The organism is Sinorhizobium psoraleae (assembly GCF_013283645.1).
Classification (GTDB): Bacteria; Pseudomonadota; Alphaproteobacteria; order Rhizobiales; family Rhizobiaceae; genus Sinorhizobium; species Sinorhizobium psoraleae.
The window spans coordinates 947,418-971,197 of the sequence record NZ_JABEKV010000001.1 but is presented as its reverse complement, the minus strand read 5'-3'; the positions used below and the strand labels follow the sequence as shown (position 1 = coordinate 971,197).

Annotated in this window: 13 protein-coding genes, 9 pseudogenes and 1 other annotated feature; of the genes and pseudogenes, 13 read left to right on the top strand and 9 right to left on the bottom strand. The window is 59.2% G+C overall.

What is annotated here, in order from left to right; genetic code table 11:
- Positions 1-18: 18 nt before the first annotated feature.
- The 6 genes and pseudogenes from bioZ to ILFOPFJJ_RS04340 form a co-directional block, all read right to left on the bottom strand.
- Positions 19-1,009 (bottom strand): annotated as a pseudogene (gene bioZ, locus ILFOPFJJ_RS04365) (3-oxopimeloyl-[acyl-carrier-protein] synthase BioZ).
- Positions 1,006-2,273: pseudogene (locus ILFOPFJJ_RS04360) on the bottom strand (adenosylmethionine--8-amino-7-oxononanoate transaminase). Before ILFOPFJJ_RS04360 ends, bioZ begins: the two co-directional pseudogenes overlap by 4 nt.
- Positions 2,270-2,908 (bottom strand): dethiobiotin synthase, encoded by a 639-nt coding sequence (gene bioD / locus ILFOPFJJ_RS04355; protein ID WP_173509315.1) that lies wholly within the window; start codon positions 2,906-2,908, stop codon positions 2,270-2,272. The pseudogene ILFOPFJJ_RS04360 and the gene bioD overlap by 4 nt, the downstream one beginning before the upstream one ends.
- Positions 2,905-4,050, bottom strand: a complete 1,146-nt coding sequence (locus ILFOPFJJ_RS04350) for an 8-amino-7-oxononanoate synthase (protein WP_173509314.1) — start codon at positions 4,048-4,050, stop codon at positions 2,905-2,907. The genes bioD and ILFOPFJJ_RS04350 overlap by 4 nt, the downstream gene beginning before the upstream one ends.
- Positions 4,047-5,059, bottom strand: a pseudogene (gene bioB, locus ILFOPFJJ_RS04345) (biotin synthase BioB). Before bioB ends, ILFOPFJJ_RS04350 begins: the two are co-directional and overlap by 4 nt.
- A gap of 207 nt (positions 5,060-5,266) precedes the next feature.
- Positions 5,267-5,926 carry a GntR family transcriptional regulator gene (locus tag ILFOPFJJ_RS04340; RefSeq protein ID WP_173509313.1) on the bottom strand — a complete coding sequence of 220 codons (660 nt, stop codon included), beginning with the start codon at positions 5,924-5,926 and terminating at the stop codon, positions 5,267-5,269.
- Between the two features lie 740 nt (positions 5,927-6,666).
- Here ILFOPFJJ_RS04340 and ILFOPFJJ_RS04335 point away from each other — a divergent pair.
- Positions 6,667-7,398: pseudogene (locus tag ILFOPFJJ_RS04335) on the top strand (PAS domain-containing protein); the annotation flags it as partial.
- A gap of 172 nt (positions 7,399-7,570) precedes the next feature.
- On the opposite strand, the pseudogene ILFOPFJJ_RS04330 reads toward ILFOPFJJ_RS04335, so the two are convergent.
- Positions 7,571-8,809: pseudogene (locus ILFOPFJJ_RS04330) on the bottom strand (IS3 family transposase).
- Positions 8,413-8,528, bottom strand: a sequence feature (AL1L pseudoknot). Its footprint overlaps the pseudogene before it by 116 nt.
- 304 nt (positions 8,810-9,113) lie before the next feature.
- Between ILFOPFJJ_RS04330 and ILFOPFJJ_RS04325 the strand changes: the two are divergent.
- The 7 genes and pseudogenes from ILFOPFJJ_RS04325 to ILFOPFJJ_RS04295 all read left to right on the top strand — a co-directional run bounded on the left by ILFOPFJJ_RS04325 (position 9,114) and on the right by ILFOPFJJ_RS04295 (position 16,254).
- Positions 9,114-10,139: an L-histidine N(alpha)-methyltransferase gene (locus tag ILFOPFJJ_RS04325; RefSeq protein ID WP_246299463.1), complete on the top strand. Its 1,026-nt coding sequence runs from the start codon at positions 9,114-9,116 to the stop codon at positions 10,137-10,139.
- Between the two features lie 1,989 nt (positions 10,140-12,128).
- Positions 12,129-14,072, top strand: a complete 1,944-nt coding sequence (locus ILFOPFJJ_RS04320; RefSeq protein ID WP_173509311.1) for a flavin-containing monooxygenase — start codon at positions 12,129-12,131, stop codon at positions 14,070-14,072.
- 228 nt (positions 14,073-14,300) lie between these two features.
- Positions 14,301-14,843, top strand: a pseudogene (locus tag ILFOPFJJ_RS04315) (IS6 family transposase); the annotation flags it as partial.
- Between the two features lie 89 nt (positions 14,844-14,932).
- A pseudogene (locus ILFOPFJJ_RS04310) lies at positions 14,933-15,118 on the top strand (GNAT family N-acetyltransferase); the annotation flags it as partial.
- A gap of 104 nt (positions 15,119-15,222) precedes the next feature.
- Entirely contained in the window at positions 15,223-15,480 is a 258-nt protein-coding gene (locus tag ILFOPFJJ_RS04305; protein ID WP_173509309.1) for a hypothetical protein, read from the top strand.
- A gap of 220 nt (positions 15,481-15,700) precedes the next feature.
- Positions 15,701-15,973, top strand: a complete 273-nt coding sequence (locus ILFOPFJJ_RS04300; protein WP_085026101.1) for a CopG family ribbon-helix-helix protein — start codon at positions 15,701-15,703, stop codon at positions 15,971-15,973.
- The gene (locus ILFOPFJJ_RS04295) at positions 15,961-16,254 is read left to right on the top strand and encodes a type II toxin-antitoxin system RelE/ParE family toxin (RefSeq protein WP_173509308.1); all 294 of its coding nucleotides are present in this window, start codon (positions 15,961-15,963) and stop codon (positions 16,252-16,254) included. Before ILFOPFJJ_RS04300 ends, ILFOPFJJ_RS04295 begins: the two co-directional genes overlap by 13 nt.
- Before the next feature lie 1,472 nt (positions 16,255-17,726).
- Here ILFOPFJJ_RS04295 and ILFOPFJJ_RS04290 read toward each other — a convergent pair.
- A pseudogene (locus ILFOPFJJ_RS04290) lies at positions 17,727-18,011 on the bottom strand (GTP-binding protein); the annotation flags it as partial.
- Positions 18,012-18,331: 320 nt separating this feature from the next.
- On the opposite strand from ILFOPFJJ_RS04290, the pseudogene ILFOPFJJ_RS04285 reads away from it, so the two are divergent.
- The 5 genes and pseudogenes from ILFOPFJJ_RS04285 to ILFOPFJJ_RS04265 all read left to right on the top strand — a co-directional run bounded on the left by ILFOPFJJ_RS04285 (position 18,332) and on the right by ILFOPFJJ_RS04265 (position 23,228).
- Positions 18,332-18,581: pseudogene (locus tag ILFOPFJJ_RS04285) on the top strand (WGR domain-containing protein).
- A 281-nt stretch (positions 18,582-18,862) separates the two neighbouring features.
- Positions 18,863-19,333: a Ros/MucR family transcriptional regulator gene (locus ILFOPFJJ_RS04280; protein ID WP_173509307.1), complete on the top strand. Its 471-nt coding sequence runs from the start codon at positions 18,863-18,865 to the stop codon at positions 19,331-19,333.
- A gap of 893 nt (positions 19,334-20,226) precedes the next feature.
- Complete coding sequence (locus ILFOPFJJ_RS04275; RefSeq protein WP_173509306.1) at positions 20,227-20,985, top strand: class I SAM-dependent methyltransferase; 759 nt, start codon at positions 20,227-20,229, stop codon at positions 20,983-20,985.
- A gap of 33 nt (positions 20,986-21,018) precedes the next feature.
- The gene (locus ILFOPFJJ_RS04270; protein ID WP_173509305.1) at positions 21,019-22,098 is read left to right on the top strand and encodes an SGNH/GDSL hydrolase family protein; all 1,080 of its coding nucleotides are present in this window, start codon (positions 21,019-21,021) and stop codon (positions 22,096-22,098) included.
- Positions 22,095-23,228, top strand: coding sequence for an acyltransferase family protein (locus ILFOPFJJ_RS04265; RefSeq protein WP_173509304.1), 1,134 nt, complete (start codon positions 22,095-22,097; stop codon positions 23,226-23,228). Before ILFOPFJJ_RS04270 ends, ILFOPFJJ_RS04265 begins: the two co-directional genes overlap by 4 nt.
- A gap of 326 nt (positions 23,229-23,554) precedes the next feature.
- Here the strand turns inward: ILFOPFJJ_RS04265 and ILFOPFJJ_RS34655 are convergent.
- On the bottom strand, positions 23,555-23,780 hold a 226-nt coding region (locus ILFOPFJJ_RS34655; protein ID WP_210267382.1), incomplete at its 5' end, for a hypothetical protein.

Genomic DNA, 23,780 nt, shown 5'->3' with positions numbered 1-23,780 from the left:
GACGAGGTTCCCAGTCCCCTAGATGCTGAGGAGCACAGCCCCTCCGGTCATCCCCGCACCGGCCGCCGCCAGCAACAGCTTCTCCCCAGGCACGAAGGATCTGGCCTTGTACGCAAGCGACAGCGAGAGCGGGATCGCCGCTGCCGACGAATTGCCGTGCTCCTCGATGGTACGCACGGTCTTTGACGGATCGATGCCGAGATTGTCGCAAACCGCATCGAAGATCCGCACATTCGCCTGGTGCGGCACGAAGCGGCTGACGTCCGCCGGACCAATGCCGGCATCGGCGAGCGCGCGGGTTGCGCAGGCCGACATCATCTCCACCGCCCGGACGAACACCTCACGGCCCGTCGCGCATCGTCATCAGCACATCTTCCGCCGCCATGCCCGACGCAAAGGGCCGGCTGCTGCCGCCGGCTGGGATCGTTATCAGGTCGTAGCCGCTCCCGTCCGACGCCAGATCGACGCCGAGGAGCCCCTTGTCCTGATCGTCGCAAGGCGCGACGACGACGGCGCCGGCGGCATCGGCAAACAGCACGGCGCTCGCCCTTTCCGCCGGATTGATCCGGCGGCTGAGGATATTGGCGGCGACGACGAGCACCGGTTTTCCCTGTGCGCGGACGAAACCGTCGGCAAGCGTCAGCGCGTAAAGGAAGCCCGAGCAGGCGCCGGCAAGGTCGATCGCACCGGATTTGGCAAGCCCGAGACGATGGGCGAGCAGCGGTGCGGATGGCGGCAGCAAGTGATCGGGCGTCGAGGTCGCAAGCAGCGTCAGCGCGACGTCGCCCCGCGAGACGCCTGAATCCTGAAGCGCCGCCTCCCCCGCTTTTGCCGCAAGTGCGCTCAGCGTATCCCCGTCCTCGACCCAACGGCGCGCGCGGATGCCGGTCCGCCGCTCGATCCAGCCCGGTTCCAGGCCGAGCCTCGTTTCGATTTCGGCATTCTCGACGCGCCGTGCCGGCACGGAATGGCCGAAGCCGGCAAGGCGGGATGACCGGGCGCTGCTCATAGCCGCCCCGCCACGAAGGCCGACGCCGCCTCGTCGATCGCGTCATAGGCCCGGTCGAGATCGGCATCGGTGACGCAATAGGGCGGCATCAGATAGATGACATTGCCGAGCGGCCGGATGAGGAGCCTGCGCTCGCGAAAGAAGGCCCGAAGCCGCGGCCCGACCTCCGAAAGATAGCCGCCGACGGGCACGGCGAGATCGAGCGCGGCGATGGTGCCGACCTGGCGAATGTTGCAGAAGCGCGGGTCGCCTTCGAAGCGTTGCAGGCGGCTCCGCTGCTTCGCCTCAAGCGCCTCGACGCGCGCCCTTACCGGCTCCGTCATCCAGATTTCGAGATTGGCAAGGGCGGCCGCGCAGGCGATCGGGTTGGCCGTATAGGAGCTCGAATGAAAGAACGTCCTGCGGCGATCGGTCGAAAGATGCGCGTCGAAGATCTCGGCGGTGCAAAGGGTCGCCGCCAGCGGCAGCGCGCCCCCGGTGAGCCCCTTCGAGGTACAGAGGATGTCGGGCGCGATCCCCGCCTGTTCGCAGGCGAAGAGCGGACCCGTCCGGCCCCAACCGGTCATCACCTCGTCGGCGATGAAGAGGCTGCGATGCCGCTCGGCGATCCGCTTCAGTTCGCTGAGAACCGAAGCCGGATAGATCTTCATGCCGCCGGCGCCGAGCACCAGCGGCTCGAGGAGCAGCGCCGCCACATGGCCGGAGGCACAAAAGGTCTCGAACGCGTCGAGCGTCTCCTGTTCGCGACCCGACTCGGGAAACGGTACTCGGTCGACGGCGAAGAGAAGCGGTTCGTAGGCCGCGTTGAAGACGCCGCGCTCGCCGGCCGACATCGTGCCGAAGGTGTCGCCATGGTAGCCGTGCTCCAGGACGCAGATGCGGCTGCGCGGGGCGCCGATGTTGTGGAAGAAGCCAAGGCCATTTTCAGGGCCACTTCCACTGCAGTCGAGCCGCTGTCGGAATAGAAGACGTGCCGGAGGCCAGCGGGCGCGATCCCGATCAGGCCGCTCGCCAGCTCCTCTGCCGGTGCATGGGTATATTCAGCGAAAATGATCTGATCGTAGGCCTCCGAGGCACGCCGGATCGCCTCCATGATCGCCGGGTGCCGGTGGCCATGGGTGATCACCCACCAGGAGGAGATCGCATCCAGGATCTGCGCACCATCCTCGTCGATGAGGTAGGCGCCCTCGGTGCTAACGACCCGTTTTATCGGGCCTTCGAGCGCATGCTGGGTAAAAGGATGCCAGACGGGCGACGTTCTCATACCGGGGCCTCGCGGAAGGCGTCGATGTCGAAGTTCGCGCGAAAAGCTTGCCGCAGAGCATCCGGCGTCAGCGGCTCGAGCCGCGGCAACCGACCGAGCACGCGGGCGGGTCCGAGCGAGGCGATGGTGGCTTGAGTGTCCGGCTGCTCGTCGCCGATGAAGGCGACGCCGACGATCGGGATCGAGCGGGCGCGCAGCGCCTCGAGCGATAGCAGCGTGTGATTGATCGTCCCGAGCCCGGTGCGCGCGCAAAGGACCACGGGAATCCGCCAGCGCGCGAAGACATCGGCAAAGAGCGTCCGGTCCGTCAGCGGCACCATCAGCCCGCCCGCGCCTTCGATGACGAGCGGCGCGTCGGTGTCAGGCAGTGAAAGATCGTGCCGCAGGATGGTGACACCGTCGAGCTTGGCAGAGAGATGAGGCGAGGCGGGTGTCGTAAGTCTGTAGGCCTCCGACAGAATGCGGTCGGGCGCTATCTGCCCGAGCCGCCGCACCGTTTCGCTGTCCGTTGCGTCCTCGAGCCCGGACTGCACCGGCTTCCAATAGGACCCGGAAAGCGCATCGGTGAGTGCTGCGGCAAAGACCGTCTTGCCGACGCCGGTATCGGTGCCGGTGATCACCAGGCGAAGCGTCATGGCTGCTCCTCCACTATCGCGATCTTCAGTCTCTCCAGCATCTCAGCGACCGCCGACCGGTCGACATTCAGCGTGATAGCGATCCGGAGCCGCGCCGTACCTTCAGCCACGGTTGGCGGACGGATCGCGCGGATATCGAAGCTTTCGGCGCGCAGGCGCGCCGCGATCCTTACCGCCCTAGGATTGTCACCGATCATTACCGGTAGAATCTGCGATCCGCTGCTCTCTATACCGAGCGCTGCGGCAAGCGCCTCATTGGCGAATATTCTGAGCTCATCGAACGCCGCTCGGCGCTGCGGCTCATCCGCGAGTGTCCTAAATGCCTCGCGAACGGCGGCCGCCGTCAGCGGCGATGGCGCGGTCGAATAGATGAAGCCGCGGGCGCGGTTGACGAGATAGTCGCACAGGGTCGCGTTCGCGCCGAGCAAGGCGCCCGAAACCCCGAGCGCCTTGCCGCAAGTGTGCAGTACGACGATATTGTCCCGGCCCTCGAGCGAAGCCGAAAACCCGCGGCCGCCGGGGCCGAAAACACCGGTCGCATGCGCCTCGTCGATCACCAGAAGGCCGTCATGCCGCTCGGCGAGGGCGGCGAGTTCGGCGAGCGGCGCCCGGTCGCCGTCCATTGAATAGAGGCTTTCGACGGCGATCCACGGATGTCCTTTTCCGCCGCCGTCGCGCCATGTGCGGATCGCGTCCGCAAAAGCATCGACATCGTTGTGCGGCACCGCAACCGCCTCGGCCTTGCTCGCGGTTATGCCGTCGTGGGCGCTCGCATGGATCAGCGCGTCGTGGACGATGATGTCGGCGCGCTGCGGCAGGGTCGAGAAAAGCGCGACATTAGCCGTATAACCGTTGCCGAAAAAGAGCGTTCGGCTCGTGCCGAAGAACTCGGCCGCCTCCGCCTCCAGCGCTTCGTGCTCCGGATGGTTGCCGCGCAGAAGCCGCGAGCCGCCGGCGCCGACCGGCACGCCACGCTCGATCGCCGCGGCAATCGCAGCCTTGAGGCGCGGCGACTGGGCAAGCGCCAGATAATCGTTCGAGGTGAAATCGACACCATGCTGCGGCGCGAGCGCCCGGCGCCGCCCCTTGCGCTCGAGCCCCGCCAGCGTCCTCTCGTAACGGACGAGAGCGCGCGGCGTCATTCGGCCGGCTCCGGTTCGGCCGGATGCAGTTCCATCGCCTTCAACCCGAGGCGGCGGAACAGCGCCGCATCATGGTCCTCGCCGGGGTTGCCAGCCGTCAACAGCGTCTCGCCAACGAAGATGGAATTGGCGCCGGCAAGGAAACAGAGCGCCTGCAGCTCGTCGCTCATTTCCGTGCGGCCGGCCGAGAGACGGACATGGGATTTCGGCATCAGGAGACGGGCGAGCGCGATCGTGCGAACGAAATCGATCGGATCGACCGGCGGCGCGTCGGCGAGCTTTGATCCGGGGATGGGGATCAGCATATTGATCGGCACGCTTTCGGGGGCGGTTGGCAGATTGGCGAGCGTCACCAGCATGGAGATCCGATCATCGACCGTTTCGCCCATGCCCAGGATGCCGCCGGCGCAAACCTTGATCCCCGCCTCACGCACATTGGCGAGCGTCTCCAGCCGGTCGGCGAAGGTCCGGGTGGTGATGACCTCACCGTAGAAGCGCTCGGACGTATCGATGTTATGGTTGTAGTAATCGAGACCGGCATCCGCCAGCCGCTCCGATTGCGCCGGCGTCAGCATGCCGAGCGTCATGCCATGCCGAGCGCCTTGACGCCCTCAACCATGGCGACGATCGTCTCCATGTCGCGCTCCTTCGGGCTGCGCCAGGCTGCCCCCATGCAGTAGCGCGTCGCCCCGCCCTCCTTGGCCTTGCGGGCCTCCGCGACGACACGCTCGACCTCCATCAGCTTCGAGGCCTTGAGCCCGGTCGGGTAATGCGCCGACTGGCTGCAATAGCCGCAATCCTCCGCGCAGCCGCCCGTCTTGATCGACAGGAGCCGGCTCATCTGCACGGCGTTGGGAACGAAATGCGCGCGATGGACGGACTGGGCGCGAAAAAGAAGATCATTGAAGGGCAGATTATAGATTTTTCTCGCGTCGCCGAGTGCCCAGCGCTCTGCGGCATCACCGGATTTGGCGAAACTTCCTTCAATTGAAGCGTGTGCATCCAGCATGCTTAGCAATCTCCCTCTGCCTGCACGATCTATATAGATAGATTTCAATATTATCTATAATTTCTCGGGCGACGGAGGCGCAACCGCCTGAGCGGCGAGCTGGAGTGGCGTTTCAACCATTACGAGATTCCGGGATCGAACGACGCTACGGTGAGCTTCCTCTCGGAACCGGAAAACGCTGCAAAAGCAATCTGCTGAGCGCGGCGATCAGCCGACGATGGCGAAGGCGCCTCCGGATGCGTTTTTCGCCGGCTTTTGTCCGATCCTCTGGACGTGGCGCTCCAGCACGGCGGCGGCGTTCTCTGTCCTGCGCTGGCGAAGGAAAGCCAGAATCGCCCGGTGGTCATGGTCAGGCCTGACCTCCCAGTCCGAGCGCCAGGTCGCAAACAGGAAGCGGGCGCTCACCGCATGCAGATCGTCGATGGCCGCGAGCAGGCGCGGCATGCCGCAAGGCGCCAGAAGCAACCGATGGAAGCGGCGATTCGCCTCCTCCCAGGAGCGCACGTCGCGCGCATTGTCGGCTTCCACGGTCGCCGCCTCTGCCAGATCGAGGATCGATGGCGTCAGATGCGGCGCTGCATGGCGTAGCGCCAGCACTTCGAGCGCTGCCCGCATTTCGGCAACCTCGCGAACGTCGTCGAGACTGAACGTGGCGACTCGCACGCCGCGACGCGGCTTGCTCACGGCGAGGCCCTGCGCTTCCAGCCTGCGGAAGGCCTCGCGCACCGGCACATGGCTCGTTCCGAATTCTTCGGCGATGTGATCTTGCCGGAGCTTGGTGCCGGGCTCGAGTTCACCCGTCACGATCCGTGCTGCGAGAATGCGGCAGATGCGGTTGGCAATCGTGTCTTCGTTCGTCGCGGTCATGTTTTATAGATAATTTGTGTCAGGCGCGATGTCGAGCCGGACGAGCGTCCGCGGTGTCCTTGGCAAACTCTTGAGATAGGATCGGCAGCCCACAACTCAGACCCCGGTACGTTGATCAGACCAAAGTTCTGTTGGCGGCAGCGCCTCATTGCCTTTTGACGAGCGGCCGATTCCGTCAATGATGGCGACCAGTAGGTTGGCTCAGGCAGGAAGCGTTTCGATCCTTTCGACCTGACTCGCCGGCAAGCCTTCTCAGAAGCCGCCTTAGCTCCTCGCGCAAGTTAATGACTGCGGCCCTTCGCTCTTCGTAAGTTTCGCTCCTCTGTCATTGACATCCGATGCTGGACCGACGGAAAAAGACCGAATTCGCCGAAACAGAAGTGCCTAATCAAGAAGCCCAGAGCCAAGCTATCGTTTGGTCTTCGATTATCGCGACGGTACCCCCCGATGGATGACCCATGATAGCCGCAGCGCCCCGCTACAAAATGAATCACACTACGTACAGCTATTCGATTCTCACCCCCAACCAATGTGGGTGTACGACACCGAAACGCTCTGTTTCCTCATGGTAAACAACGCTGCCGTTGCCCACTACGGCACAGGGACATTCGTCCCAAAAAGGCTGCCTTGGCGTCGAGCAGCCGAGCGTCTTCCGGCATTGTCTCAAGGACGGCCGAATCATCTTCGCAGGGATATCGTCCCATGCCTTCGACTTCGAAGGTCGAAGTGCAAGGCTGATTATGGCCCTGGATGTCACCCAGCGTCTGGCTGCTGAACAGAAGATTCGTGAAAGCGAGGAGTTGTTTCGCGCAGTCTCAAACGTAACTGCGGACGTGATTTGGGATTGGAACATTGTTACGGACACCATGTGGTGGAGCGAGGGCCTCAAGGTCGTATTTGGCCACTCTCCTGAAGAAAGTCGTCGCAATCTTGGGTTTTGGAAGGCACATGTTCACCCGGACGATCTAGAGCGTGTGTTGCGTTCCACTCAATCAGCGCTCGATTCGAGGGAACAAACATGGGAGGATCAATACAGATCCTTTCGTGGCGATGGCTCGATCGCATATGTCGAGGATTTTGGATACATCATCTACGACCGCCAGGGAAAGCCGGTTCGATGTGTCGGTGGCATGACTGACGTTTCGGCACGCAAGGACGCGGAAGATAAGCTTGCCCATCAGGCGGCGCTTCTCGATATGGCCCGGGATGCGATTATTGTTCATGGCATCGACCATAGGATTCTGTTTTGGAATAAGGGGGCAGAGCGAATCTACGGGTGGACTGCGGAAGAAGCACTCGGCCAATCGGTTGGACCGCTGCTTTATGGCGATGACTTCAATTCCCTCGCTTACGCCGCCGCGGTCGTGGATACTGGGGAATGGACTGGCGAGATCGCGCAGCGGCGCAAGGACGGGAGCTGTATTACCGTAGAGGCCCGCTGCTCCCTAATGCGGGACAGTACTTCTAGCCCACAATCCATCCTCTCGATCAACTCGGACATAACGAGACGGCTTGCGATGGAGGAGCAACTGAGGCAAGCCCACAGCTTGAGGCAGTGGGACGGCTGACGGGGGGTATCGCGCATGACTTCAATAATCTTCTAACTGAACCGCGCCGGGTTTACCGGAGGCCGTTTGGTTTAAGTTATGCAGCCATGGCTGGTTCGTCCAGCATGGCGTAATACTGCTCCTCGGCTTCGGCTGGCGGGATGTTGCCGATGGGCTCCAGAAGCCGTCGATGGTTGAACCAATCGACCCATTCGAGTGTGGCGAATTCAACCGCTTCGAAGCTCCGCCACGGTCCGCGCCGATGAATGACCTCGGCCTTGTAGAGGCCGTTGATCGTTTCGGCGAGGGCGTTGTCGTAGCTGTCGCCGACGCTTCCGACGGAAGGCTCGATTCCCGCCTCGGCCAGTCGCTCCGAATACTTGATCGAGACGTATTGGGCAGATTCAACCGGTCGTAGCAACACCTTGAAAGAGGAGGTTGCAATGAACGGGACGCCGCTCATGAAGCGCCTGCTCCAGGGCATCGAGGACGAACCCGGCATGCGCCGTCCGGCTCGCCCGCCAGCCGACGATGCGGCGGGCGAAGGCGTCGATGACGAACGCCACGTAGACGAAACCCTGCCAGGTGGCGACATAGGTGAAATCCGAAACCCAGAGCCTGTTCGGCGCAGGAGCGTTGAACTGGCGGTTCACCCGATCGAGCGGGCTGGGAGCCGTCTTGTCCGGGATCGTCGTGCGGATCGGCTTGCCCCGGATGATACCCTGAAGTCCCATCGATCGCATGAGCCGGGCGACGGTGCAGCGGGCTATATCGAAGCCTTCCCGCTTCAATTGCCGCCAGACCGTGCGCACGCCATAGACGCGGAAGTTCGCCTCGAACACACGGCGAATCTCGATCTTCAATGCAATGTCGCTGCGGGCGCGGACCGACAACCGGTCCACGTCCAGGCGTTTGGCAACGTTCTCGTAGTAGGTTGATCGGGCAATCGGCAGCAGTCTGCAGATCGGCTCGACCCCGAATACCGAGCGGTGTTCGTCGATGAAGGAGATCATCGCTTCAATGGGCGGTCGAGCTCCGCCATCGCGAAATAAGCGGACGCTTTGCGCAGTATCTCATTGGCCTGCCGAAGCTCGCGGTTCTCCCGCTCCAGAGCCTTCATCTTCTCGACGACGTCGCTTGGGAGTCCGGGCCGGGAACCATCGTCCACTTCCGCCTTCTTCACCCATTCATTGAGCGTCTGCACCGTGCAGCCGATCTTGGCGGCGATCGAGGAAACCGCTGCCCATCGCGAGGAATATTCGCCTTGGTGATCCAAAACCATCCGCACTGCTCGGGCGCGGACTTCCGGTGAAAATTTGTTTGTTGTCTTGCTCATATCGGCTCCACTTTCTCAGAAGTTGGAGCCTCCGGCAAACCCGGCGCGGTTCAACACCGTCCCGGAATTCAGGTTGCCCTTGATCGACGTCAAGGATTACTCCTTCCAATCCTGTAGCCTTCCTGTGGGTTCATGAAGATAGACCCAACGGGCTTATCGGCGGTCGCGTCGCGCTTCTGCTTTGACGAGCGGGCCGCGCTTTGGCGGGTCCCTGGGACCGGTCACAGCATACGCGGACTACGCGTACCACCTTCGTTTACGGCGGTAAGTGAGCCAGCCGCTAAACGATCGAGAGGAGATCAGCTTGAGCTTTCTTGAAACGAGTTTGCAGCTGTTTCAGCAAAAATATGCACCTGACTTAGGTCCTGAACAATACGCTCACCACACTGGACTCGACCGGGATGGCAATCCAATGAGTGGCGCATTGTTATGGGCTAAGGCTGAAGCTCAGAGGATCAGCAATGCGCTCGTCACTGGCACAACCAATATGGTGGATGCTGAAGTCAAGTTGGCCCAAAAACTGCACGAGAGAGTGAGAGATTATGTTCAATGGTATCACCAGGACGAACGATGTCGTAAAGGGGTGTCGGTTCTGGAGTATGGGCCCGGAACAGTGCGAGCTTTCCAACAGAAAACGCTTCCCCTTGTAACAGGTCTGCGAGGCGAAACCTCACATTGCACACTCGTTGACCGGTCAAAAGAGTTCCTCGGGGACATAGCGCACTTGCCGTCCGCTTTGGGGTTGAAAATCGAGTTCATACGCGACGATATATTCTCTGGGCGACGCTATTTTTGCGACGATGACGCGGTATTTGTTGTCATGTTTGGCCGGACATTTGGAAATCTTGCCGCCCCAATAAATGACTCGCCCCCCGTGCAGGCGGTCGTCGAGACGCTGAAGAAGATATCGAATAGTGCGAAGAGGTGCTGGGTTGCGATCTCAATTGGCTCAGATCTGAGGAGGGATGTGGCAAAGTCCTACTATGAAGCGCATCCTGAATTTCAGCTAAACGTCTTCTATAGAATGAAGGCAGAGCTGCCGGTCGACGCTAACTTCGATCCAGACGCATTTGAGTATGAGTCGGATGTAAGAGGTGAAGACCAATTCATGCAAGTCATACACACCGCGGTGGTCAAAAGGAATCTGGATTTTCGCCTTGGCGGAAAAGAGATTATACTGACAAGTGGTGATCGACTACATCTAAAGAACTCGTTTTCTTTTTCTGAGTTGTTTTTCAAAAAATGTGCACACCGAGCAGGATTTGTGTCAATCGATGTGCTCTCAGACAATGCAGGCTCGGACATTCACGTGTTAGAGAAGGTGAATTAAACAGAACAAAAAATGACCAGGAGCGTTGTCGCGAGGCAATGTTGCGAACATCGAAGGCCGATGGCCGCAAGAAAAGTAAGAAGCAGGAAGCGGATCAGCAGGATCTGCACTATATTATGGCCGCAATAAAACTACCGATTTTTGTGTTTGAATTCCTTTCAGCCGGGGAACACTCGCGTGTGAACCGACGACGGCTTCTATTCATCCGCATCACGAAGGAAAACGACCATGCTCTTCGTCAGCGGCAGTGTCATGTGTCCAGCCGGAAAATACAGCCGCTGCCATAACCTGAAACATGCCTGGAATGCTTCCTCCGAGGAGGTGCAGGTGAGGCAAAGTCATTGGACAGCTCTGGAGGGTCTAATGTAATACATCCCATACATGAGGTTGCTGCTCCCCTCGGCGGATGAGACATCTGCCCTGGTTTGTCGAAGAACTAAGGAGAGCAGCGATGGAATATTACGTTGGATTGTGTCAGCTCAAGAGCACGCACATCTGTATTATGGACCAGGATCGGCGGGTGGTGTAGGCGGGAGCGCGGATACGCAGCCTTCATGATCGCGGAGCGGCTGAAGCGATGGAAAGGTCATCTTGCGAAAGTCGGCCTTGAGACAGGATCGATGACGCCTTGGCTCTACCACGAACTCCGTGCCGCGCCGAGCGGCAATGCTTTCTAGAAACCGGAATCGTGAAGTTCGTTCGCAGACAAAGTCCTCAGTGTCCATGAGGTGAAGCGACCGGACCGGAACGCGTTTAATACACTGCATCGGCCACCTGGATGAGAAGTGAAAAAGCCCGTATTGGTGACGCACAAGGACAGATCGTACACCGAAGAGAACCATGGGACGCTTGTTATGCTTCAGCCGAATTGGACAAAGACAACGCGAACAAAAATTCTCGACGCAGCAGCCAAATGTAGAGAGCCACCCCTCATTAATCAGAACCCATGGGCCCATTGCTGCGCCGCTTGGAACAAGCTCGTCGATCAACCGTGGAAAATCATGTCCCTGGGACTCCGTGAATGGGCGCATCGGTGGTGATCTCCGCCCGCTGGTATTGGTTTCCGTCCACTTGCCGTTTGCAGGTCAAACCCAGAAACGGTCACAATCGTCCGCCACTCGTCGTTCGGCGATGGCGCAGTTGCTCCGACAGCGTTAATTCATACAGGCGGGTCCGACCGCGCTAAGCGCCTTTGAGCGATATCCGACAATTCTGTCGGCGCCGATTTCGCCAGATGCTTGGAGCCCACCACGGTTTCGCGCAGGCCTATGTCGCATTTATGTCCACTCACCCCAACCGGCACGACGACGAAGGCTGCAGCGCCCCAAAAATCGCGATTTGTTCACGGTCGAGACGCTCGCCGCCAACATCGGCCGTCGTCGAACAGGACCCTGGGCGCGGAGTGCGTCAGGCTGCGGTAGGTCAATGTCGCGTTGAGGCTCGTCCGATGTACGACAATGCTGGACATGCGAGACCGCCCGTTTGAGCCATTTCGTTGTATTAGAAAGAGTTCTTCCTTTGGCGCGCGTCTTGCTTCTGGCATTTGCAGGACACACCACGGACCGACTTATCGCGCGGAGATATCGACATGCCAGCACAAAGGTTCCCAACTTCCGATCATCAAGGAGCGGATCGATTCAGATGCAGAAGTAAACTGGCTGTTCGCGCCTGTCGAGCTGAGGCAGCGCAGGCGCATATTCCGCTGTCGTGCCCCGGCTACCGGCACGACGGCGCCGAAAAAGCCCTGCACGACCTTCGCCTCGCTTCATGAGCGGGTTTCGGGCGCTACAATCTTGCCGCAGGCGTGGGAGAAGTGATCGATGCCGACGCGCTCAAGCGCAATTTAGATCGAAATTCGGCAACTCGCTTGCCGAATCTTCCCTAATGCCAATTGCGGAAACCACGCCGAAGCCGAGGCAGAAAACCTGCATTTGAAGTGCAGCGTCTGGCGGGTGGATCCGGATACATTCAACAGTAGGAACCTAAATCATGGCTCACTCTGCGGACCTCGACCTGTTCCGCCAGCGCATCGCCGAGGCGCTCCCTTCGGCCAATATCCCAACCCTACTACTCCTTCTGTACCAGTTCACAGGAGACGAGTACTGGCTCAACCCGCCGCTTATTCCTGTGAAGAGTGGCTGGGGCGACAACGACTCAGGAGGGCTCGCGGACGAATTGCAGACGGAGATTCGCAATGCAGCACTGGCCGCCATCATCTCTTGGCGCCGCGGCGCACAAGTCGCCAAGCAGGACCTGTCGGCAGAAGAGTTGATCCGCATGCTGACTGTGTCGGAGGCCGAGCCTATCCCGCCAGAATACGCTGACATGATGCTTCATAAGCTGCGGAGATATTCAGGCGCTATTCCGGATCCGGTGTCCTTGCCGGAGGGATTTCGTGTGCTCATCATCGGGGCGGGTATGTCCGGTGTCGCAGCCGCGATTCGGTTAAGACAATTGGGCATCCCCTACATCCAGATCGAAAAGCAAGACAGCACCGGCGGAGTCTGGCACTCACATCACTATCCTGGCTGCGGAGTGGACACGCCCGGGCATCTCTACTCCTACACTTTTGCGAGCGGTGACTGGAGCAAGTACTTCCCGTTGCAAAAGGAAATCGACGACTACTTCAACCGTGTTGCCCGCGACTTTGGGATCGACAGCTCCATCCGCTACGGCACCGAGTGCCTGGTCACCCGCTATGACGAAGAGACCCTAACTTGGCACTCCCGGTTACGCCTGCCCAACGGTACGGAAGAAACCGTCGTGACCAATGTGGTCCTCTCGGCCGTGGGCGGCTTCACCACGCCGAAATGGCCGAACGTTTCGGGCCTGCGCGACTTCGACGGTCCGGTGGTGCACACCTCGGAATGGGATCCAGAAGTCGCGCTCGACGGTAAACGTGTGGCCGTGATTGGTAATGGGGCTTCGGCAATGCAGATTGTTCCCGCCATCGTAGATCGGGTGGGTGCCTTGACAATCTTCCAGCGCTCACGCCAATGGGCGGCGCCCTTCCCGAAGTTTCAAAAGCCGGTTCCGGAACCGGTGCAGTACTTGTTCCGCGAGGTGCCACATTACGAATGGCTGTACAGGCTCCGGCTCAGTTGGATTTTCGACAGTGAAGTGCATGAGGCCCTGCAGAAGGATCCGGCCTGGCCGCATCCGGACCGTTCCGTGAATGCGGTTAACGACGGCGACCGCGAGACTTACACACGATACATCGAGGGAGAGCTGGCGGGGCGCCCTGACCTTCTCGCCAAGGTCATCCCGTCGTACCCGCCATTCGGCAAGCGGATGCTCCTGGACAACGGTTGGTACAGAACCTTACTGAAGCCGCACGTTACGCTGGTAGACGAAGCTGCTGCGCGTGTTGAGGGCAGGTCGATTCATGCGATTAATGGTGAAACGCATGAGGCGGACGTTGTCATCGTCGCCTCGGGCTACGATACCACGCGCTATCTACTTCCGGTTCAAGTGATCGGACGCGATAGTCGGACGGTACGTGAGGTCTGGAACGATGATGACTGCCAAGCTTACCTTGGCACTGTTGTAGCGGGATTCCCAAATTTCTACATGCTATACGGCCCCAATACGGCGCTCGGCCATCGCGGCAGCTTCATTTTCACGATCGAGAGCCAAATTGATTACGTGCTGAGTGTTCTGCGCCAGATGGGCGAGAAGAAGCTTGTCGAAGTAGAATGCCGGCAAGATGTATATCAACGTTACAACCTGGAAATCCAACAAATGCACCAGCAGATGATCTGGAGCCATGCCGGCATGTCCACCTTCTTTCGCAACGACCGAGGGCGAATCGTAACGAACAGCCCTTGGCGTCTGGTCGATTATTGGAAGTTGTTGAAGGAGGCGGATCTCGGTGACTACCGCACCGTGCCGCAGGTTGATTCCCGATTAGAGGCTTCGGTAGAAGCGATTTGAGAGGGCGATCAACGACCCCGCTCGCGACTACCGCCTCGACCTTCTTGACCGCGGCCGCCTATCGGCATTGCGCTGCAATGACGAATGGGGCGACGTCCATAGCGAATTGGCGCTGCCAACGGATGCGTCAGCATGGGCCCTTGTGCTAGCTGCGCCGCCATCCGTCTAGGCGTCGGAAGGGCACCGTAACGTTAACCGAGCATCGATCAAAATGTGGGATCTGGCGGCATAACCAGATTTTCCCGTGATCCTCTTTATCGTCGCCACCGATTTCCGGCGCAGGTGATTGCCCATGCCGTTTGGCTCTATTTCCGGTTTCCGCTCAGCCTGCGGATGGTCGAGGATATGCTGGCAGCTCGTCGCGTCATCGTCTCTCATCAGACCGTGCGACTTTGGGCTGAGAAATTCGGCAGACACTTTGCCAATGATATCCGGAAGCGATCGGCCGGCAAGCTCGGTGACAAATGGCACCTCGACGAGGTCGTCATCACCACCGGTGGAAAGAAACACTGGCTTTGGCGCGCCGTTGATCAGGGCGGGTTTGTTCTCGACGTGTTGGTGCAAAGCCGTCGCAATGCCAAGGCGGCAAAGCGCTTGATGCGAAAGCTTCTGAAAGGGCAAGGCCGTTCGCCGCGTGTGATGATCACCGACCAGCGTCGATCCTACGGTGCGGCGAAACGGGAGATCATACCAGGCGTCGAACATCGATCGCACAAGGGCCTGAACAATCGGGCGGAGAACTCTCATCAACCCGTCCGACGGCGGGAGAGGCGCCAAATCGCGCGCCTTCACGCCGAATGAACCAAAGCCTCACTCCCAGATCTTGTTTTCACAGCGTTAAGTTTACGGTGCCGAGAGAATTGGTCGATGCAGCAGACAACTGGCTGGGATTCAAGCGCCTCGAACTGACAGTCTACACCGACGATGCTCCAGCGATCCGGCTATACGAAAAGTTTGGCTTCGAGCGGGAGGGAATTCGCCGCTCCTTCGCCTTCAAGGGAGGTACCTACGTCGATGCTCTGAGCATGGACCGAGTGCTTTTCTGATTTTGGCCTATTGCCGCGAAGTTGGGGGGTCAATAAAGAAGCGAAGTCATGATAAGAAGACTCTACAGACCAGAGCACAGGCTTATAAAGGGCAGGATGCAGTGATGCTGAAAACCGATACCCGCCAAGCGAACTGGCGCCGTGCCAATCCAGGCAAATATGATGCTCACCTTGCTGTGCAGCGTGCATTGAAGGCAGGCGAGCTGGAGAAGCAAACCTGTGAGGTCTGCGGCGTCGAAGCGGTCGATGCCCATCACGATCAATATGACGAGCCTTTAAAGGTACGGTGGTTATGCCGGCGGCATCACACGAGGCTTCATCACTACGGCGAAGATATGTTTCCGGTCAGGAACGCACTTTAAGGGCCCGACCAAACGGCTCTGCTCTTCTTGTTGCCGTCACGCCGCCAGTGACATGCTTCCGGCCTTCCGCCGCGGCCGGCCTTGTTTAGGGGATCTTCAGGTCACGCAAATAAGAATGCGCGCCGCTTTGGCTTCGGCCCACGCACGCGCTCGGGATGGACTCTGGAGCAGAGAAGAGGTATCTTATCACTGGGTATTACTACGTGATAAGGTGCCGGCTATGGCAACGTCTCTCAAGATCGACGACACACTGAAAAGTCGCGTCCAGCAGCTCGCCAGCCAGCGCCGCCGCTCGCCTCACTGGATCATGCTCGAAGCGATCCAGCAGTACGTTGAGCGCGAGGAAGCACGCGAGAGCTTCAAGCAGGAGGCCTTGGCGTCCTGGGCCGCGTACAAGGAAACCGGTCGCCACCTGACCGGCGAAGAAGTCCGCACTTGGTTGACTACCTGGGGCACCGATGACGAAAAGCCGGTGCCAGAGTGCCACAAGTAATCGTCACCGAAGGCGCCGCGGAAGGCTTGGAGCGATGCCGGCGCTTCCTGGCCACTAAGGCCCCCGAAGCCGCCAGACGGGCCGGCCAGGCCATCGAGCGGCAGTTCCTGCTTCTGGAGACGGCGCCCGACATTGGCCGTCCGTTCCCCGAAACGCCTGAGCTGCGCGAGCTGGTGATCGCTTTCGGGGACTCCGGCTATGTGGCCCTGTACCGTCACGAGCCGGCCGACGACGCGGTATATGTTCTGGCCTTCCGGCACCAGAAAGAAGCGGGCTACTAAACTAGGTTCGGGTGCCCCTCAAAAGCGTCCATGGCCGGTCGACCCGGCCGTGAACGCTTCGCCGTCAATTTTAGCTTGCGCAAACTCCCAGCGCTAGCGCTGCGGCGCTCCTCGATCACTTCGGCGTCGTCGTCACCTGCAGCCGCTTTCCTGAAGGTTATGCACCGCAACAGCACGCTCGGCGTCGTATAGGCGCTGCAACCAGAAATCATGGAGTTTGCGTCAAGCGATGAAGGTCTTGCGTTTATCGCGCCTTCTCCGCGATCACCGACGAAAAAGTGCGGAGCCGCACCCTTGACCTTGTGAAGCGCTCGCAGAACAGGATCCGGCATAAAGCGCCGGTACCCGGCTCAGACACACAAAGAGCAGTCCATGAGTCTCATTTCTGAGTTAATACAGCCGCAAACTATCGATCGCTCGCGATACGAGACGCAACGTGCGCGAGCAGACAGGGATTGCTAAAATCGTGCTTGATGGGAAGGACGACTCCAGAGCTGATGGTCGCGGCCGTCTTGCTGAGGTAAGTTGTAGCAGGAAGTCCCAGGGCCGGACGGCCGCATGTTCTCGTGGACAGTAGTTCAGCCGCATTCAGCTGATTGGGCCACGCCCTGATCCTTGCTGTCCGACAGCGCGGGGCGGACGTCAACGAAGCCAATCTCGAACAAGCGCGACCTCTCAGCGGTCTTATGGGCAAGGCTCTGCCATGCATCACGTATCGTTGCGCGGCCCCCACACCTTCCGGCAGCCGGCCTCGAACGGGAAGGTTCCATCCGTCCGCGACTTCCCGGATGCTGAACTCCGGGCTACTGTCCCGTAACCCACTCCACTTCCGCGCATGAGTCCCGTCTCACTTAATCTGAACACAGGCCGATGATTGCGAGCGCGATGCTACGGTGTAGCACAGCCTCACACAACGTGAGCGCGAGTGCCTCGCCAATCTCACCGGTTTTGAGCAGGTATCATGCCTCGGCAAAGGGGAGTGACGACGGCTCGGCCAATGGCCAACACCACTCGTCGGCTTCTCGAGACCAAACAACCCCATTTCGGTCTGGATGTCGGTCGCGTCAGCGATGCGCCAAACAGGAAGGGCGTGATCAACACGGCCGTTATTTCAATTATCTTTCCTCGGATGAAGTTGTCCGAATGTATGAGCTCTCCGGACGGTGGGAGATCCTGTCCATCACAGATTACCTCGGAGGCGGCTACGATTCAGGTGCCCAGAGACCTTGGGTTGCAATCATGGTCAGAAAGCCGGAATGATCCGCGTCGAGCACAACATCGGCTTTAATTTAATTCGCATTGCGGCCGTTTCACCGTTTGCGGCGGTCTTCCGTTCCCATCCTTCCACAACGGATGGGAACCGGAAAGATCGGACCCGAAGTGGTCATTCGCCAGTAGGAAGGTAAGCGATAGCAGATGGCGATCAAGTGACGCTACGTTCTGCGCTCCAGATCAGCTCTGGTGAATAACTACCACAGCCCGATCTTGCCCGTTCGCACCAGCGCGCGCGCCTGGCTGATTTCGCCGCCGTGGTGGGGCCGCGTTGCCAGCCAAAAGCACCCTTTGGCGCGCACGACACTCGGCCACGACGTGTCGATGAAAGCCTGGAAAAGCATGGGATCGAACGGCTTCTTCGCCCGATAGACAAAGGAGTGAATGCCCTATTCTTCCGTTTCAGGGATGTGGTCCTTAAAGCCGTGCAGTTCCTTGAGCCAGAGCGGATGCGTCTCGGCTTTGGCGAATTTGAACCGGCCGGTTCTGGCGCAACCTTCCCGATCCGCTCGCGACCTGGGACCGGCGGGCGGCGTAGCGAGGGGCCGGAAACTCGGACTTGCAGGGTCACGGGCGCCTCCGCCAGCAGTCGATGGACATGGAAAACTACACGACGGACGGTGACTGGGAGCGTTCTGTGCCATCCTGCTTTGCGGTCAATCGCGTCACTACGAATAAGGCATCGTTGCGGACGTCGGAATGGCGCGGACGCTCGACGTCGCTTCAAATTCTTGAATCGATCAGCGCTGATCGATTCATAAATGTCCTTGGACGCCCCGACCCTTGACCGGCCAAGCTTGGAGCCATGACCCAGCACCGGTTCCGCCTATACGTTCAGCGCATCGACACGACCAAGTACGTCGCACGCGTTTATGCGATGTCGATTGAACCGGATCTCTTCGGCGGCGCTTCGCTTGTGCGTCGCTAGGGCCGCATCGGCACGCGGCCAAGAGCGCATTGATCTGTTTAAGGATGAGCGTCAAGCGATCGGTCACTTCTTTTTCTTGGCGCGCCAGAAGCGCGGGCGCGGTTACAGGCCACGATCGCACTGTTGAGCCGTGAAGTATCGACGCATAGTTCGCCGAGCGGGAGAAGGATGCACCGGCATCATCGTGCAATATACCTCACGCCGACGAACGCGAGAGGCATGCGAGTAAGCAATCACGGCAGAGAGCTGGAGAGGGCTCCCGGAACCTAAATGCGGACAGAACGTCAGAAACAAAGAACAAAAACTGTCGATGGACAGCGCCTTTCTCTCTGGCAGCCTTTCTTCCGACCGAAATACCTGCAAATTACGCGCGTCGATCTCAACTGATGCTGGCCAAGGAGAAGACCATTGACGGAATCGCGTTCGGAGATAAAGGAGCGGAGACTTGAGCTCACCGCCCGCATCGTGTCCGCCTATGTTAGCTGCAATGTCGTTTCCGCCGGAGATCTGCGCCACCTTATCCGGCAAACCTACGAGTCGCTGGACGGGACTTCTCAAACAGCAAAAGCCGAGCCCGCCGCCGAGGAGCTACGCCGCGCCGTCCCGGTCAAGAAATCCGTAACAGAGGATTTCATCATCTGCCTGGAGGACGGCAAGAAATTCAAATCTCTGAAGCGGCACCTGATGGCAAAGTACGGTCTCACGCCGGAGCAATATCGGGAGAAGTGGAAGCTTCCAGCCGACTACCCGATGACAGCTCCGAATTATGCCCGACAGCGCTCCGAACTCGCACGTGCGACCGGCCTGGGAAAGAAACCGGCATCAGCGCCCGCGAAAGCCCCGCCTCCTATTCGCAAGGAGATAGGCCTCAATTTTTAGTTGATGCCGGGGCCCGAGAGTGACCCATGACAGGTGAACATGTCGCCAAGCAGGAAGAGCCAATGATCGACCGGCGAGACTTGACCGACGCGGCGATGGACGCACGGCAAGACGCACACATCGGTTCCGCGACATGCGCGAGCAGACTGGTTCGTACACGGGACGTTCTGATCGATCTCCGGATATCGTCGGAGCGCGTTCGCGACCTATCCGCGGAAGAGGTCAGGGCTCTCTTCGATGCGGCTGACGTTATCAGGACATTGAAAATCATCTTGACCAAAGCGAGTGAACCACCACGCAGGTCTCCCACTGCGGCAACACTCTGAATGATCCGGTTCGACATTCGACGACTGCTCCGAAATTGAAGCCGATCCACGATTCCAATCATAGAACGGCCGGTTTCCGTCTCTGAAGATACCCCTGAGTCAGCATCATGGGCCTCTTATGCTGCCGTTAAGCGCTCCAGCCCGACCGGTTTGAGAGGCCGACCAATCTCGATATCTGTCACTGGCACGCCCGCTCGGCCGGCGAGTTTAAGGACGCCGCAGCCAACGACCCAATTCGCTGATTGTTCTACCCAGCGTACTTTGTGCTAGCCACACGTACAACTCTGCGTTATATTTGCATCGCAACCAGAACAAATAACCGAGGAAGAGCACCTCTCGTTTCAGCGTATTTCTCAGTCCTGAGAAAGCGATGCGTTACGCTGCAAAACCACACGAGAATGCGACAATGAACATTATTATGCCCGTTCTAAAGTCGGCGCAGAGATCGGCCTAAGGGACGTGTCTGTCAGGAGCGGCAACGACAGGCTGGCGCCAGCGGAGGTTGTCCACTGACATCAAACACGATTGCTCTTTGTTTAATGACTGATCGACACGAGGATTTTTGTCATGCGAGGTGAACGCGACAATATCATCAATCGCGAAAGAGAATTTCACAACACAAGGTTCAGTCATGGGGAGGATCCAAGACGATATCTGGACAAATGGTACCAGACGATCCGTCATGGCGCTGAACGTCAGGACGAGGAGATAAAACGTCTGTCGAAAGACGCAGACGTGCTGGAGTACGGTTGTTCCGACGGTGGGTGGTCTCTGTATTCCCTGCATCTTACCGACATCTGCCGGTCTCTGGCAGGGATCGATGTCTCAGATGTCGCCGTAAGCAAGGCGACCGAACGGGCGCGGAAGATTGGAGCCGCGAACGCCACATTCGTTGCGATGAATGCGGAAGCCATGTCCTTTGAGGACAATAGGTTTGACCTAGTACACGGACGCGGGATCGTCCATCATCTGGATCTGGAACGCTGTTTTGCCGAAGTCGCGCGCGTCTTGAAGCCCGGTGCGGTCGCAAGCTTTTACGAGCCGATGGGACATAATCCCCTCCTGAATGCCTACAGAAGGCGAACACCCGACGTCCGCACCGTCGATGAACACCCTTTGCTGATGTCGGACCTTGCGTTGGCCCATCGCTATTTCGATGACGTCCAGGTGGAATACTTCGGCCTCTGCTCCGTCGGAAGCGCCCTGATGCCGTCCGGCGTGCGGGAGCTGGCCTATGCGGCCGGAAAGGCGATTGATGCGGTCGTCCTGACGCTGCCTTTCGTGAAGCGGTTCGCCTGGCATGCGTTGCTGACCCTTAGAAACTGAACATTCCGACAGGATTCTTGGAGTGTAGCGACCATGTGCACGTCCAGCTGCAGGAAGTCGCCTGTTGCCGCTGCTACAGTCGCGGCACTCCTCCTGCTATACTTGATTCCTCTTTCCGCTCTCGCCGAGCAAAATCTGGGCGAGCAATTCCGGCTTGTCGGCAGATTTGTCCAACCGTCGCCCTCGACGGCCATCTTCGCTTGGCCTGGCAGCACGATCGAAATCGAATTCACCGGTACGTCGCTTGAGGTGTTTTTCCAGGACACCGGACGCAACAGCATGGTCGTCGAGGTTGACGGTGTAACTTCGCGGCTGGACCTCAGCAAAGAGAAGACCGAATATCGGGTGGTTGCCGAGGCCACGCACGGTAAGCATCTTGTCCGCCTGATCAGGCGAACGGAGGCGCTGTTCGGGCCGACCGTCTTCACTGGTGCAACCACCGACGGGGTGTTCAGCAGCCCTCCCAAGAGGACGCGAAGGCTATTCCTGATCGGCGATTCCATCTCAGCCGGATACGGCATCGAGGGCAAGACTTCGTCTTGCAAATTCAGCGCCGATACCGAGAACCAATATCTCACCTATGGTGCCGTGGCCGCCCGCGAGTTCGACGCGGATGCGATCACTGCGGCGGTTTCGGGCAAGGGTCTCGTCCGCAACTATGGCGGCGATACAAAGAACACGATGCCCGAGATCTATCTGCGTGGATCGCCCGCACATCCGGGCAATCTGCCGTTCCCGCGATCCGACGTGATCGTCGTTCATCTCGGCACCAACGACTTCGCCAATGGCGGTCGTCCCCCCGATTTTGTCGAACGCTACATCGCGTTTCTGGCCGAACTGCGAGAGAACGATCCCGATGCGATGATCTATGCTGCCATCGGGCCGATGTTGGCGGGTGCTGATCTCGAAGCCGCGACAAGGGCGGCGAAAAATGCGGTCGAGGCACGGTTGGCCTCCAAGGACACAAAGGTCGCCTTCATCCGTTTCGAGAATATCGCCGGCCAAGCGGTGCTGGGATGCGACTGGCATCCCAGCATTGCCAGCCATGAGCACATGGCTTCTATCCTGAGCGCGAGGATCGAGGCGGACCTCAAATGGGACCGGCGGCAATGAGGACGATGCGGCCCGAGATTGGCGGAACGGTCGTTGAAAGGAAAAGTGGCAGGCCTAAGCTTCACAGCTTGCAGATATTGCGTTTCGTCGCCGCCTTCAGTGTCGTGCTGTTCCATCTCGGCGCCACATATAAGGCCGAGTTCGGGATGGAGCGAAACATCTTCCTCATCGGTTCCAGTGGGGTCGATATCTTTTTCGTCATCAGCGGCTTCATAATCGCCTATACCGCTGATCCCGACCGGGGCCCCTTGCATTTTGTCTGGCGCCGTATCGTGCGGATCGTACCGCTTTACTGGACCCTGACCTTCGGTTTGGCAGCCATCGCCTTGCTCATGCCGAGGCTGCTCAATTCGACCGTCGTCGACGCCGAGAGTCTTTTGAAATCCCTTTTCTTCATTCCTTACGAAGCAAGCAGCGGCGACACGCGACCAATCCTGTTCCTGGGCTGGACGCTCAACTACGAAATGTTCTTCTATGCGCTTTATGCGTTATGCATCGAAACCGGATTCCGCTCGAGCTTGGCGCCGCTGGTGCTCGTTCTCACCGTCGTTGCGGCTGGGCGGCTTTTTGAGGTCGACAACGTCGTGTGGGAATTCTACACGAATCCGATCATTCTTGAATTTGCCCTCGGCATCGTCCTTTGCATCCTCTACCGGCGATACACCGATGTGTTCGCGAAATCCGCCCGCTATCTCATCTTGACGTTCATAGCAGCGTTTACGGCCAGGCTGGCTTTGCCGGGCATGACATCGATCTGGGCGAATGCCATTGTTGCGGCAGTCCTCGTGGCGGCGGTGTTGACGGCTCCCGCTGCAAAAACGCCGCTCTCCTCCTTGCTGGTGCTGCTTGGCGACGCCTCCTATTCCCTCTATCTCTCTCACCCCTATGTCTTTCAACTCTGGATAAAGGCTTCGCCTGAACGATTGGGCGTCGCCACGCAGCTGGTGATGGGCGCCATCACCAGCGTGGGGGCGGTTGCCGTCTCGGTGGCGTTGTATCGCCTCCTCTCTCGCAGAGATTCCTTCTCGGCCGGGATTTCCGCGGCAGGTGTTATGGGCAACGCTGGATTTTGCTTCGGCCCACGGTGCGAAAACGGCGCAGTGCGCGCTCTCTCTATGATCGATGATTGACCGGTAACGGACTGCATCCGATCCAAGGAAATTTTGGCTTGGTCGGTGCCGAATACCGCAACCCCGATGACGATTTGCCCACGGATTCGAAGTTCGGCGGTGCTGTTATTATGCAGGCTGGATCTGACGGCGGATGCACCAGAATTTGCAGCATCGGTCCGTTCGTGAGCTGGAACACGAACTGCTGCACTTGAACGAAACGGACCCCGCAAATTGAAATGTGCGAGAACAGGATTTCGTTCACGCCGTTCAAACCTTCACCCGAACCGAAGGGGCTTGGCTGCGATCAAATCGCAGCTGGTCAGCGCTGGCCCATGACAGGTCTTCTAAGCCCTCAGGAACTGCGAGGTCTTGTCGAAGCTCAACCCCGGAAAAATCCTCGTCGCCAGGTCGCGGGCCGTCACGTCGAACTGCCGATAGAAAGCGTCTTGAACATCATCAAATTTTGAAAAAGGAACAGGTGTCGCTTGGCACATTGCAATGCCGTTAGGGGAGGACGGCAACCACATGGGGTAATCGCGGGAGCGAGTCGCCCCTGATGCAGTCCCGACA